The organism is Pontibacter sp. HSC-36F09 (assembly GCF_024171605.1).
Lineage (GTDB): Bacteria > Bacteroidota > Bacteroidia > Cytophagales > Hymenobacteraceae > Pontibacter.
On sequence record NZ_JALKAA010000003.1, the window covers coordinates 226,176 to 239,086 of the forward strand.

11 protein-coding genes are annotated in these 12,911 nt (G+C 52.1%); 4 read left to right on the forward strand and 7 right to left on the reverse strand.

Features of this window, described 5'->3' with window-relative positions:
- Positions 1 to 67: 67 nt before the first annotated feature.
- Together hutI and hutG are read left to right on the forward strand one after the other, a co-directional pair.
- Positions 68 to 1,312 (forward strand): imidazolonepropionase, encoded by a 1,245-nt coding sequence (hutI, locus tag L1278_RS10865; protein WP_253403863.1) that lies wholly within the window; start codon positions 68 to 70, stop codon positions 1,310 to 1,312.
- A 297-nt stretch (positions 1,313 to 1,609) separates the two neighbouring features.
- Positions 1,610 to 2,584: a formimidoylglutamase gene (gene hutG / locus L1278_RS10870; protein ID WP_253403865.1), complete on the forward strand. Its 975-nt coding sequence runs from the start codon at positions 1,610 to 1,612 to the stop codon at positions 2,582 to 2,584.
- Positions 2,585 to 2,663: 79 nt separating this feature from the next.
- Here the strand turns inward: hutG and L1278_RS10875 are convergent, their stop codons facing one another.
- The 7 genes from L1278_RS10875 to L1278_RS10905 all read right to left on the reverse strand — a co-directional run bounded on the left by L1278_RS10875 (position 2,664) and on the right by L1278_RS10905 (position 10,397).
- The gene (locus L1278_RS10875) at positions 2,664 to 3,059 is read right to left on the reverse strand and encodes a hypothetical protein (protein ID WP_253403872.1); all 396 of its coding nucleotides are present in this window, start codon (positions 3,057 to 3,059) and stop codon (positions 2,664 to 2,666) included.
- 103 nt (positions 3,060 to 3,162) lie between these two features.
- Positions 3,163 to 4,032, reverse strand: a complete 870-nt coding sequence (locus L1278_RS10880; protein ID WP_253403874.1) for an SMP-30/gluconolactonase/LRE family protein — start codon at positions 4,030 to 4,032, stop codon at positions 3,163 to 3,165.
- Between the two features lie 48 nt (positions 4,033 to 4,080).
- Complete coding sequence (locus L1278_RS10885) at positions 4,081 to 5,193, reverse strand: AMP-binding protein (RefSeq protein ID WP_253403876.1); 1,113 nt, start codon at positions 5,191 to 5,193, stop codon at positions 4,081 to 4,083.
- Between the two features lie 448 nt (positions 5,194 to 5,641).
- Positions 5,642 to 6,097, reverse strand: coding sequence for a DoxX family protein (locus tag L1278_RS10890; RefSeq protein WP_253403878.1), 456 nt, complete (start codon positions 6,095 to 6,097; stop codon positions 5,642 to 5,644).
- A gap of 757 nt (positions 6,098 to 6,854) precedes the next feature.
- Complete coding sequence (gene menD / locus L1278_RS10895; protein WP_253403892.1) at positions 6,855 to 8,552, reverse strand: 2-succinyl-5-enolpyruvyl-6-hydroxy-3-cyclohexene-1-carboxylic-acid synthase; 1,698 nt, start codon at positions 8,550 to 8,552, stop codon at positions 6,855 to 6,857.
- A 228-nt stretch (positions 8,553 to 8,780) separates the two neighbouring features.
- The gene (locus L1278_RS10900; RefSeq protein ID WP_253403895.1) at positions 8,781 to 9,983 is read right to left on the reverse strand and encodes an isochorismate synthase; all 1,203 of its coding nucleotides are present in this window, start codon (positions 9,981 to 9,983) and stop codon (positions 8,781 to 8,783) included.
- 3 nt (positions 9,984 to 9,986) lie between these two features.
- Complete coding sequence (locus L1278_RS10905; protein WP_253403896.1) at positions 9,987 to 10,397, reverse strand: PaaI family thioesterase; 411 nt, start codon at positions 10,395 to 10,397, stop codon at positions 9,987 to 9,989.
- A gap of 66 nt (positions 10,398 to 10,463) precedes the next feature.
- Here L1278_RS10905 and L1278_RS10910 point away from each other — a divergent pair, with 66 nt between their 5' ends.
- Together L1278_RS10910 and L1278_RS10915 are read left to right on the forward strand one after the other, a co-directional pair.
- The gene (locus L1278_RS10910) at positions 10,464 to 11,090 is read left to right on the forward strand and encodes a histidine phosphatase family protein (RefSeq protein ID WP_253403899.1); all 627 of its coding nucleotides are present in this window, start codon (positions 10,464 to 10,466) and stop codon (positions 11,088 to 11,090) included.
- A 109-nt stretch (positions 11,091 to 11,199) separates the two neighbouring features.
- The gene (locus L1278_RS10915) at positions 11,200 to 12,909 is read left to right on the forward strand and encodes a pyruvate dehydrogenase complex dihydrolipoamide acetyltransferase (protein ID WP_253403901.1); all 1,710 of its coding nucleotides are present in this window, start codon (positions 11,200 to 11,202) and stop codon (positions 12,907 to 12,909) included.
- The last annotated feature ends 2 nt before the right edge of the window (positions 12,910 to 12,911 follow it).

Genomic DNA, 12,911 nt, shown 5'->3' on the forward strand with positions numbered 1-12,911 from the left:
AAAGGTAGCATTACTTTACCTAACACATCAAAAAAGGCTCATAGCCCAACACACGCATAATAAAACTATGAAACAGGATAACAACCATACCTTAATCGGTCCCTTCAAGCAGGTCGTTACAATGGCTAGCTTGCCGCAGGCGGGCCCGATTGTGGATGAAGAATTGGAGGTGCTCGATAACGCCGGCGTACTGGTCAATGATGGTCATATCGTGCTGGTCGGGAGGTATGATCAACTGTTGAAAATTGCGCAGGAAGAAGGCTATACCTTGCAGAAAGTTGCTGAGCCTATGGTGCTCCTGCCCGGCCTGATCGATGCGCATACACACATCTGCTTTGCCGGCTCCCGCGCCAACGACTATGCCATGCGCGTCGCCGGTAAATCATACCTGGAGATTGCCCGCAGTGGGGGCGGTATATTGGATAGCGTCCGTAAAACCCGCGAAGCCAGTCTGGTAGAGTTGGTGGAACTGCTCAGGAAGCGCTGCGACCGTCATGTGGCAGAAGGAGTGACCACCTGCGAGGTAAAAAGCGGCTACGGCCTGACCACTGAGGAGGAATTGAAAATGCTCGAGGCGATTCAACTCGTCAACAATCACCATGTGCTGGAGCTTATACCTACTTGTCTGGCTGCCCACATGCGTCCCCCGGAGCACACCGACTCGCGGCTATACCTGCAGGAAGTTGTAACGCAGCTTTTGCCGCAGATTAAAGAACAAGGGCTTGCTAACCGGGTGGATATTTTCATCGAAGACACAGCTTTTAATGAAGAAGATTCGCTGGAGTACCTACATGCGGCCAGAGAAATGGGCTTCGAGATAACGGTGCACGCCGACCAATTCAGCACAGGTGGCAGCCGTATTGCGGCCGAAGCCGGGGCTGTCAGCGCTGACCATCTGGAGGCCAGTGGTGACGCAGAAATCGCTTTGATGCGGGAGGCCGGTGTGGTGGCCACGGTATTGCCGGGTGCGTCATTGGGGCTGGGTATGCACTACGCGCCGGCCCGCAAAATGCTCGACGGCGGTCTGTGCCTTGCCATTGCTACCGACTGGAATCCGGGTTCTGCGCCAATGGGTGATCTTTTGATGCAGGCCGCACTGCTGGGCGCAGCCGAAAAACTCACCAGCGCCGAAACGCTTGCAGGTATAACCGTTCGCGCCGCAAAAGCGCTGAATTTGTCTGATCGGGGCACAATTGAGAAAGGGCAGTTGGCGGACCTGATCGCCTTCCCAACTGACAACTACAAGGAAATCCTGTACCAACAAGGCAAACTAAAGCCGACTAAGGTATGGAAGCGAGGTATAGAGTTATAGCATCTGTTGCTGCCTAAATGGGCATTAGAACCCATCGGGAGGTATAGCTTTAAGTTATAACGCACCCCTGCCACTCATTAGGCAGGGCCGTTTCATTCTAAAAGCATGCTCTTAAGACTTATTGTCATTCTGTAAAGAAACTTGGTTGAAGGGAGGTTAAGCCTATACTACATGCTACCAAGATCCTTACAGGATGACAAAAAAGAGAATGAAACGGACCAGCCTTCGAAGGGGACAGGGGGATAACAATCATTCCCAAACAACAATTTAACCATCAACAATTCAACCAATAAATACATGTACAAACCTACAGCACCTGGCACCTGGAAAGGCAGAGTAGACGCTACTGATGGCGAGGAAGGAAAGCGTTGGCACCAAGGTATACAGTTGCTCAATTTGAGTGAAGCGACTGAACCGGCCGAAGCTGAACAGGCGATTGCTTTTCTGGGTTTCTGCTGCGATGAGGGAGTACGGCGGAATCAGGGGAGGGAAGGAGCGGTGCAGGGACCACCAGCGCTGCGGCAGGCCATGGCTTCGTTTGCCTGGCACCTGGAGGAAGGCACTGCTTTGCTAGACGCCGGGGATGTATACTGCACCAACCAGAACCTGGAAGAGGCCCAGAATCAACTCGGCAAAAAGGTACACGCGCTGCTGACAAACACCTATAAAACGATCATCCTTGGAGGAGGGCACGAAACAGCTTACGGACACTTCCTGGGGATAAAACAGGCGCTGCCTGCAGACAAGCAACTTGGCATTATCAACTTCGATGCTCACTTCGATCTGCGGAGCTACGAGAAACAGTCAAGTTCCGGCACGCCCTTTCTGCAAATGGCCGACGATTTGATAAACAGCAACCAGGAGTTCAATTACTTATGCCTGGGTATACAGCAATATGGCAACACGCAAAAACTCTTCAACACAGCCAGGGAGCATGGCGCTGATTACGTGTTCGCACCCGCCATGCAGGTATACAATTATGAAGTGCTGCGCGAGAAACTACAGCAATTTATGGCGCTGGTGGATGTGCTGTATGTGAGCATTGACCTGGATGTATTTGCAGCGGCCTATGCTCCCGGCGTGAGCGCCCCGGCTGCCCTGGGTATACATCCGGAAATTGCCCTGATCCTGCTACAGGAGATCATCAGCAGCGGCAAACTGCTCACCCTGGATGTGGTAGAACTTAACCCGACGCTCGACCTCGATAATCGCACCGCCAAACTCGCGGCCTCGCTACTCTACCATGTGGTGCAGCAATGGATTCAGGTATAGGCTCCTTTCATCTTATGCAGTAAACACAAGCGCCCCGCCACAGAATCTGCAGCGGGGCGCTTGTGTTTACTGTAAAATACTAACGACCGACCTTGAACTTAGTCCAGTAAGTCGTGTCAGGTGTGATCACTTCTACCTGATAGGTGTCCGGCCGCAACTTGCCCAGATCAAAGCGCCAGGCGGTTTCTTTTTTAGCTACGCTGACAGGCTTCTTATAGACAAGTCTACCCGCCTTGTTTTTCACTTCCAATCGTGCGTTTTCAGTTAGCACCTGGTTGAAGTCCAGCACAAAAGTGCCTTTCTTGGTAGGGTTCAGAAATATACCCGACAACGTTTCCATGCGGGTGATAGTGTCCTTTTTAGCTACCTTGAGTTGGTCCTGCTCCACGGGTGGGAGTTGGGTTGAGGTTCCCTGCGCCATGGCGCTGAAACCGGCCAGTAGCACTGCACCAGCCAGTAAGTACGTTTGTTTCATCTTCATATTTTATCTCCAGCACTTTAGGTATACCGGACCTATACATAATTTAAGCCAGATTTTTCCTGTATTAGAAAATTTCTTTAAAAACAGTGCAATTTTTTTAGAATGTTACCCGGTAAGCGATCACGCGGTTGTCGAAAAAGGTGGGAACATAAAGCAGGCCCTGCTCTTCGGAGTAGTAAACATCCGCAGCGTTAATTTTCTTGTTCTTTGTATCCTGTATTTTCCAGTTGCGGCCATTCGTGTCGACGTAGTAGAGTTCACCGTTCCAATTCGACACCACATAGCCATCCGCACTGACGCGGGCTATCCCATCTGCCGACGGAATCTTATCGGTCCAGTCCGTGAATTCTTTTTGTTCCGTATCCAGGAAGCGGACTTTGCCTGTGTTGAAGGACGCCACGATCAGGCGGTTATTGTCATACAGCAACCCGTTCGGGCGCTCACGTTTGGTGTCGAGCCAGTGACTCACGCGGCCATTTCGGAACAGATAAATGGCACCACGCTGTGAATCTGACACATATACATTGCCGGCATCGTCCACTGTCACGTCATTGAGCATCTGGGCTTTGTCAGCTTTGTGGCGGGCCAGCACAGCACCAGTCTGGGTGGCGATGGCGACGATCTCGTCCATGTCCGCTACATAGAGAATGTTGTTGTGCAGTGCCAGTCCCTTAGGGTCGTTCAATCCTGAAACCCAGTACAGCTGCTCTACATCGCCATTGGGACTAAGTCGGGAGATAAAGCCGTCACCATCTTTGCGGTCTTTGCTGGATTCGTTGATGTTAGAGACGTAGAGCACATTGCGCTCCCGGTCAAAGACCACAGATTCAGGGGAGCGCAGGGTGTTGTCTGTGGCCCAGACTTCGGTTAACGTTACCGGGCCTTTGGAGGAAAAGAGTCCGCCACTGCAGCCCTGAAGGGAAAGTGCGGTCAGTAAGATCAGACTAAGGAATGAGAATGGTCGCATAGTAAGGAGTTTTGTTTTACCCTACTACGCGATAGCGTCCTACCTGTTCTAGTCAGTTTCCAGCCCCAGCTTCTGCATGGTGCGTAGGCGGGATACTTTGCCGGTGGCTGTCTCAGAGAAAGTGGGACTATAGTACACCTCTTTCGGCATTTCGAACTTGTGCAGAAGGTTGCGCATTTTATCCATTACCTGCTGCTCAGCTTCTTCAGGCAGTGGTTTGCCTTCCAGTACCAGAATTACTTTTTCACCCAGCAGTTCGTCGGGCTGGGAGGCCACAAAGAAGCGTGGCGCCTGCTCCAACTCGGCAAGTGCTTCTGAAACGGCTACTTCCACTACTTCCGTTTGCACTTTTACACCACCAGTGTTGATGGTATTGTCCGCGCGGCCAATCCAGCGGAAGCGGGTTGGGGTGAGGATCTCGACAATGTCATTGGTCACCAGCATTTCGTTTGCGGTGAGGTCTCCTGTAATTGTAAGGCAGCCCCGGTTATCCTGGCCGATGGTTACGCCCTCAATGGTTTCGTAATAGTCGGCAGCATTAGGGCCGTTGAGCAGGCGCAGGGCAATGTGCGAAGCTGTTTCCGTCATGCCATAGGTATGGTACAACGGCACTCGCAGTTGCTGCAATTCGCGCTGCAACGAAAAACTGACCGGAGCACCCCCAACCAGTATCGCTTTCATGTTATCCAGGCGCTCCAACGCATCGCCGTGCTCATGCAGAATGGTCTGCAACTGCATCGGCACAAAAGAAGAGAAGTGATATATTACGTCAGCGGGGGTAAGGGTGAGTGGATTTCCGACGGGCTCCACAATCGTCATCTGCATATCTGCCAGCAGCCCGCGTACGATCATCATCATGCCAGCAATGTACTCAGTGTTGAGGCATACCAGCATGTGCTCATCTGCCTTCAGACCCAGTAACTTGATGGTGCGCCGGGCGCTGAGTTCCATCTGCTTGCGGGCGAGCGTGATCTGTTTTGGCGTGCCGGTAGAGCCGGAGGTATGGATAGGAAACTCCTGTACGCCATTGAGCCAGTCGCGGCAGAATTCGAGGGTTTTCGCTTCGTAGCCATTAAGCGGTACGCTGTTGCGGAAAGAATAGGCCGCTATTTCGTCGTAGAAAAACTTATTTCCATTTAGGGTCAGGAACCTTTGCGTCATGGGGTGTCTCAGTAGTTGAAGCATGAGCAGCATCCATACTGCCTTGCCACGTGTTCATTTTTCTTTCCGGAGTCTGGCAGGTATAGCCTGCAACTCGTCAATGCTTTTTATACCTTACGCTTTAGCGTGCCGTCCGACTATCCGTACGTTTTATTCGCAGGTATAGCCATCGTGAATTTTGCTCAAAATTACGAGAATCGGGTATTAAGACCTAAATAAGGGAGTGTATAAATTTAGGTAAGCGCTCCGCAAAGCGACCTGTTCTGTACTAACACAAATTTGAGTGAAAGAAATGCTACCACTTTCCTGTGCATTAGGTATAACGGGAGCTTATGGATTAATTGATGTCGGGCGGGTGTACCTCTCTTTCCCTTCTCTTTGGCTAGAGAAAGCAACCGATGCAGGCGTCCCTAATTGGCAGGTATAGCTCAGAATCAACCCCTCAAGACTAATAAAGTATGTCCCTCTCTGGTCGGCTGATCAGGTTGTCCACAGAAAGGCGGCCGGAGCCCAGGATCAAGAAGACGATCAGCAGGATCAGGACAATGACAGATGACCAGAGCTCGGTGTTCTCAGAGTAAAAGCCCCGCTGCGGGTTGATAAAGAAGACGGCGCCCAGCAGGATGGGTATCTGAAAGAGGATGGCGATGCGCGTTACCAGGCCCATGGCAATAAGCAGGCCGCCTACCAAGTGCACGAAAGCCACATAATGGGCCAATCCCAACGACACCCACTGAAACTGGCTGTGGCTCATGATGCTTTGCAGTGCTTCTGTATCCTGAATAAACATGACGCCTTTCACGAATAAAAAGATACCCAGCGCCATGCGCAGAAAGTCTACCCAAACCGGATGGTGTGTATCAGCCCAATGCTCAATCCGGTGCATGTCTTGCGTTAAGTTCATGGCTGTAAAGTTTTAGGTTTAACAAATTGGTGTACAATTGTTTAAACGAATTGTGCTGTTAAATGGATGATTTAATAATGGATATATCGAGGGGGGAGTTTTTCGTCTAAGCGTTTGCATTGTAGCTCGTGCCATTTGCAGGTATAGCAAACAGTGTTGTTTTATAGCTTGCCCTGGCCGGGCGGGCCCTACTTTTTTCCTTGATGAAAAAAGTAGGCAAAAAAATCAAGACGCTCCAAACTCGCTGAACGCTCCACTGTTCGAGCGTTCAGCGAGTTTGGAGCGTCAAAGGGTGCACCGGGCACAACTATCTGCTTTGTAGCTGGCGTGCAAGTTAGTCTTTCTATACCTGCCAGTGGTCTGATACAATAACTACGAAACTTATACCTGTACTGTAGTATCAGCAGGCTCCCCTCCTTAGACAAGGAGGGGCAGGGGTGGTTGGACCCGGTACAGCCAATGGAGTACAGCAAGCAGATACAAGGTTTTATGCCTGACACTGGCAGTAGCTCAAAGTCCCCTTCGAACGGGGCTGGGGGATGTTTATCGTGCACGAAAACTCCTTCCTCTTTTCTTAGGGGAAGGTTGGGATGGGGTAATTTTCCTACAACGCCTAGAACTATAAAATGGAAGCTGCAGAAATTCTTCTCTCGGGTGGGGCAGGGGTGGGTATAATCGTGCACCAAATTCATGTTAATCCTGCAAATCCCTTGGCAAGGGCCTCTATTAAAAGACTCTAACTATACCTCCCTATACCTTACAAAGCCTTCAACAAAGCTTGCTTATAAGCGGCAAACTCCACAGCATTTGCTTTGCTGTCGGTGAAGATCTCGAGTATACCTGCTCCTGCGTCGGAGGCAAAAAAGATGGGCAGGGCTTGTTCCAGTTCTTCGAGCGAAGAGCAGGCGGTGTAGGCCATCCCAAAATCGCTGGCGGTGTTGCGCGCGTCAAGTTGCTGGCGAGTCTCAAAGTACTCCTCCAACTCCGGCTGCCGCTTCGGGCCGTCTATCAATCGAAAAATGCCTCCTGCGTGGTTGTTGATGATCACGATGCGCAAATTGGCTGGCAGGTAATTGTGCCAGAGTCCGTTGCGATCGTAGAAGAAGGCCATGTCGCCGGTCAGCAGGGTGGTGATGCGCTCGCTGCAGAGGGCGCAGCCAACGGTGGTGCTGGTGCTGCCGTCGATGCCACTCGTGCCGCGGTTGGCGTATACCTGCACGTCCTGTTCCGATTGTAGGGCCAGGATGTTGGCGTAGCGCACAGCCATGCTGTTGGCCAGGTGCAGATTGCTCTGCTGCGGCAGGCTGGCAAGTACGCGGCTGATGGCAACTAACTCGCTGTAAGGCGAGCTGGAGGTATACGCTTTCAGGAACTTTCCCGCACTGCCTTCTATACCTGCCCACGATTCGATATAGCCAGGGTCTACGCGGGTGCTACCGGACATGCTGCGGAAAAAGCTGGCGGGTGTGCAACGGATGATGCGGGTGAGTGACTGAAACGTATCAGCCACCTGCCCGGCTGGTTGTATGTACCAGTGCGCCTTTGGCTTATATTTTCGCAGGTATAGCTTCAGACTTTTAGAGATGACCGACTTGCCGAAAGTAATCAGCAGATCCGGCTGCAGGGACTGCATCTTCTCCGGATTGGGGCAGGCCAGAATAGCATCCTGATGCCGCACCACACCAGGCATTTGCTGCAAGTTGCTGATAATGTCGCCCACCGCCACAGCGCCCGTCGAACCCATGAACGCCTGGAGGGTGTGCAAAAGCCTTGGATCATGTTTTCCCTGTCCGGCCACAACCAGGACACGTTTGTAGTAGAGCATTTCCTGCTCTAATTTCAAAGCCTGCATCTGGCTGAGTTCGCATGGATTGTGGTCTTCTTCGATCACTTTCACCTGTGCATCATAGGACAGGTTTTCTCCATCGGCAGGATAGAAGGGCTCGCGCAGCGGCACGTTGATATGCACCGGTCCGGCCGGGTATGTCACGGCTTCATTCAGTGCCTCCGACACCATGCGTTCCGTATGCCACACCGCATCGGGGTGCTCGAGCGCTACCGGGAAGTCGAAGCTGCGTTTGATGTGTCTGCCGTATACCTGCTGCTGCCGAATGGTCTGCCCATCAAGTTGGTCGATCCACTCCGGCGGACGGTCGGCGGTGAGTACCAGCAAGGGTACTTGCGCAAAATAAGCCTCCGCCACAGCGGGCGCATAGTTGAGTGCAGCCGTGCCGGAAGTACAGATCAGCACCGTTACCTTGCCTGTTGTCTGTGTCATACCGAGGGCGATAAAGGCCGCGGCACGCTCATCGCTCACCGTGCGCACCGTCAGCTTCGGGTGTCGGGCAAAGGCTATCGTCAAAGGCGCACAGCGCGAGCCCGGCGACAATACCACGTTTTCCACCCCCTTGCGGGCACATATCTCAGCTATATTGACAACAGGCGCTTGGATCATTTTTGAATTAGTGAGTTTGTGAGTGAGTGATTTGGTTGATTGTTAAATTGTTGAAATGATGATTACGCTTGAATAGAGTGAATTTGGGGAGTTATAGAATGAAGCCTTTGATTATACTCAATCGTCAATTTTAACACTTACTCAAAAGTATTAAAAACCACTCATTCACTTCATCACTCATTCGCTAATTTAAAACTCACTCATCCACTCCATCACCCATTCGCTAATTTAAAAATCCGCTAGGATTTTTCCCATCGTTTGAAGTTTATGCTGCGTTTCCTGCCATTCCTTTTCGGGGGAGGACTCGCCGGTGACGCCGGCTCCCGCGTATAGTACGGCTTCGTGCTTTAATAGCTGCATGCAGCGCAAGTTCACATAAAGGTGCGAGCCGGCTCCGCTGTTTACGGGACCCAGAAAACCGCTGTAGTAGCTGCGGTCGTAGCCTTCGTGATTCAGTATAAAGCGCAAGGCTGGTTCTTTTGGTAGTCCGCACACAGCTGAAGTTGGGTGCAGCAAGCGCAGCATGTCGGTGCCGAGCGTAGGGAAGTCCACTTCCTTCAGGTCCACCTTAAAATCGGTGCGCAGGTGCATCAGGTTGCCGGCTATTACGGTGCGCGGACCCACTTCGGTGTACTCGCGCAAACGCAGTTTTTTGAAACAGCTCAGTACATAACGTTCTACCATACCCTGCTCTTCTATCTCCTTCTCCCGCCAGATGGCGTTGGCCGTGGAGCCGTCTTCGCAAAAGGGTTGCGTGCCGGCCAGAGCCACGGTTTTGAATATCTTATCCTGGTCCACACTCACCAGTATCTCCGGGGTAGCGCCCAGCCAGGTGCCCACTCCAGGTATAGCCACCAGCGATACGAAGGTATTGGGGTATGCCGCAAGCATTTTCTCAAAGGCTTTGTGCAGGCTGAAGGCATCGGGCAAAGGCACAGTAGTGGTTCTGGAAAGCACCACTTTTTCCATCGACTCCGCCCGGATGGCATCCACAGCGAGACTCGCAGCCGCCTTGAAGTTTTCTTCGTTCCGGTCGGAGTGGCGGGCAGGGTTGGCAGGTATAGGCCAGGCATTAGGCTTCCCGTTTTCAGTCTGAGCCAGTGCTTGTATAAACAGGCTTACTTGTGCAGCGGTGGCATCAGAGGAGGTGTGGAGCTGCTTCGTAAGGGCACTGTAGGTGATATCTGCTTTCAGGAAAATGTGATCGCGCGTTCCTTCCGTTTCAAAAGGGCAGAAGAGAAAGCCAGCCGGACTGGGCTCCAACTCAGGTATAGCCGGGGTAGATTGCGGCGCAAAAGAGATGCAGGCCTGCACTTCGGTTTGCAGAGGCAGTCGCCAGACGGCAATGGCCTGCTGCTGACGTAAAGCTGCCGACAGTACCTGTTCCAGGGTATAGTTTTTTACATTTTCTCCTCCAGCTGACTGCTCCATACCTTATTTCTTATCGATGATGGCCACTGTCATGCGGCTGAGGCATACCAGATCGCCCGCCTCGGAAGTGATTTTGATTTCCCATACCTGCGTGCTGCGGCCCTGGTGCAGAGCTTTGGCCTCGCCGTACACCCAGCCTTCGCGCACGCTGCGGATGTGGTTGGCGTTTATTTCCAGTCCCACGCAGGCCTTCTGGCTTAGGTCTACCGAAAGCGCAGCGCCAATGCTGCCCAGCGTTTCAGCCAGGGCCACGGAAGCGCCACCGTGCAGCAGGCCCATCGGTTGGTGTGTACGCCAGTCAACGGGCATCTTTGCGGTTAAAACACCTTCCTTGAAAGAGAGGATTTCAATGCCAAGGTGCTCCACCATCGTATTTTTACTCCACTCCCGCAGCTTTTCTAACTTAGACTCCATGTTGTATAGGCTTTGATTGCTAACTTCGCATTCTAGTATTGGTAAAGAGGCAAAATTAGAACAATTTTGAGTATTAAGAAAATATACCTGATCCGCCACGGACAAACCGATTTCAACCTGCAGGGTATTGTGCAGGGCAGCGGTGTGGATGCGTCGCTCAACGATCTGGGTCGCAGACAGGCGGCCGCTTTTTTCGAAAAGTACCAGCATATTCCCTTCGACAAAGTTTATACCTCTGTGTTGCAGCGCAGCATACAGTCGGTGCAGGGCTTCATCGACAAGGGTATACTGCATGAACGCCATGCCGGTCTGAACGAGATCAACTGGGGAACACGCGAAGGGACGCGCATCACACCGGAAGAGGACGCCTACTATCATCGCATGCTGCAGTCCTGGACCGAAGGTGAGACCAGCCTGTGCATAGAAGGAGGGGAGAGCCCCGAGTTGGTGGCCGCCCGGCAGAAGCCTGTGGTTGATTTGATTTTGAGCCGTCCGGAAGAGGAAACCGTATTGATTTGTATGCACGGCCGCGCGATGCGCATTTTATTGAGCCAATTGCTGCGCTATCCGTTGCGCTGCATGGACCAGTTTGAGCACCAGAATCTGTGCCTTTATCAGCTCGATTATACGGGTAGTATGTTCAGTGTGAAGAAGTACTGTGACATAGCTCATTTGCAGGATGTGCAGGTATAAATTGCCTGTTGCAACAATTTAAGAGGTATAGTTTGAATAAAATATTTTTAGGTCTAATTTTGGGCTTTATTGATTAGACGAAACAGGCGAACAAACAAGACGATAAATTATGGCTGAAGTGATACGAATGCCTAAGATGAGCGACACGATGACGGAGGGGGTGATTGCATCTTGGCTTAAGAAAGTAGGTGACAAGGTTAGCTCAGGCGATGTGCTGGCTGAAGTGGAAACCGATAAGGCGACCATGGAACTGGAATCATACGAAGATGGCACTCTGTTGCACATTGGTCCGAAAAAAGGCGATTCTGTACCTATTGATGCTGTAATAGCGATCATTGGCAAGGAAGGCGAGGACATCTCCGGCCTGCTGGGTGAGGCTGGCGGAAGCGCGAAGCCTGCTGCCAAAGAGGCCCCGAAAGCAGAGAAAGAGGAAGCTCCTAAGCAGGAAGAGAAGAAAGAAGCGGCTCCGGCCAAAGCTGACGCTCCTGCTGCCAAGACTTCCGTGGACACGTCCAATATCAAAGCCTCTGTTATCCGCATGCCGAAGATGAGCGACACCATGACAGAAGGTGTACTGGTATCGTGGCTCAAGAAAGTGGGCGACAAAGTGAGCTCAGGCGATGTGCTGGCCGAAGTAGAAACCGACAAGGCGACCATGGAACTAGAGTCGTACGAAGACGGTACGCTGCTTTACACCGGCGTAAACGCAGGAGATTCTGTGGCCATTGATGCGATCATCGCCATCATCGGTGACAAAGACGCTGACTACAAAGCCCTGCTCGATGCTGAGGGTGGTAAAGAAGGACGCTCACGCGAAGAGAACGCGCAGTCTGACGAGAACATAGAAGCCCGTACCGAGGCAACAACAGAAGATAAAGTACAGGAAACAGAAGTGCCGGCTGGCGAAACAGAGCAAATTGCTGCTGAAGGAAACGGCCGCATCAAGGCGTCTCCGCTTGCCAAAAAAGTAGCGAAAGACAAGGGCATTAAGCTGAACCAGATCAAAGGATCAGGAGAGGGTGGTCGCATTGTACTGCGCGACGTGGAGAATTTCACGCCGTCTGCTGCACCACAAAAAGAAACTGCCAAAGCTCCTGCTGCTGCCCCAACTGCTCAGGCTATACCTGGCGCACCAGCTGATGCCTACGAAGAAGTAAACGTGTCGCAGATGCGCAAAGTGATCGCGCGTCGTCTGGCCGAAAGCAAGTTCTCTGCACCGCACTTCTACCTGACCATGGAAATCGACATGGACAAGGCGATGGAAGCACGTGTATCCATTAACGAAGTGTCTCCGGTGAAGGTATCTTTCAACGACCTGGTGATCAAGGCGGCCGCTGCAGCGCTTCGTCAGCACTCTGCTGTGAACTCATCATGGTTGGGCGACAAGATCCGTTACAACAAGCACATCAACATTGGTGTGGCCGTAGCGGTAGAAGAAGGCCTGCTGGTGCCTGTGATTCGCAATGCCGACTACAAGTCGCTGTCAGCCATCGCAGCTGAGGTCAAAGACCTGGGCGGCAAGGCGAAGAACAAGAAGCTGCAGCCATCTGACTGGGAGGGCAACACCTTCACCATCTCTAACCTGGGCATGTTCGGCATCGAAGAGTTTACTGCCATCATCAACTCGCCGGATGCCTGCATCCTGGCAGTAGGTGCCATCAAGCAGACGCCTGTGGTGCGCGACGGTCAGATCAAAATCGGCAACGTGATGAAGGTTACCCTGTCATGCGACCACCGCGTAGTAGACGGCGCCGTTGGTTCTGCCTTCCTGCAGACCTTCAAGAACCTGCTCGAAAACCCGGTGAGAATACTGGTATAGGT

Excerpts from the sequence above, each read along its gene's own strand:
- L1278_RS10880 (WP_253403874.1), bottom strand. The coding sequence starts at position 4,032 with ATGCGACCATTCTCATTCCTTAGTCTGATCTTACTGACCGCACTTTCC.
- L1278_RS10905 (WP_253403896.1), bottom strand. The coding sequence starts at position 10,397 with ATGGAGTCTAAGTTAGAAAAGCTGCGGGAGTGGAGTAAAAATACGATG.
- L1278_RS10900 (WP_253403895.1), bottom strand. The coding sequence starts at position 9,983 with ATGGAGCAGTCAGCTGGAGGAGAAAATGTAAAAAACTATACCCTGGAA.
- hutI (WP_253403863.1), top strand. The coding sequence starts at position 68 with ATGAAACAGGATAACAACCATACCTTAATCGGTCCCTTCAAGCAGGTC.
- hutG (WP_253403865.1), top strand. The coding sequence starts at position 1,610 with ATGTACAAACCTACAGCACCTGGCACCTGGAAAGGCAGAGTAGACGCT.
- L1278_RS10875 (WP_253403872.1), bottom strand. The coding sequence starts at position 3,059 with ATGAAACAAACGTACTTACTGGCTGGTGCAGTGCTACTGGCCGGTTTC.
- L1278_RS10890 (WP_253403878.1), bottom strand. The coding sequence starts at position 6,097 with ATGAACTTAACGCAAGACATGCACCGGATTGAGCATTGGGCTGATACA.
- L1278_RS10915 (WP_253403901.1), top strand. The coding sequence starts at position 11,200 with ATGGCTGAAGTGATACGAATGCCTAAGATGAGCGACACGATGACGGAG.
- L1278_RS10885 (WP_253403876.1), bottom strand. The coding sequence starts at position 5,193 with ATGACGCAAAGGTTCCTGACCCTAAATGGAAATAAGTTTTTCTACGAC.
- menD (WP_253403892.1), bottom strand. The coding sequence starts at position 8,552 with ATGATCCAAGCGCCTGTTGTCAATATAGCTGAGATATGTGCCCGCAAG.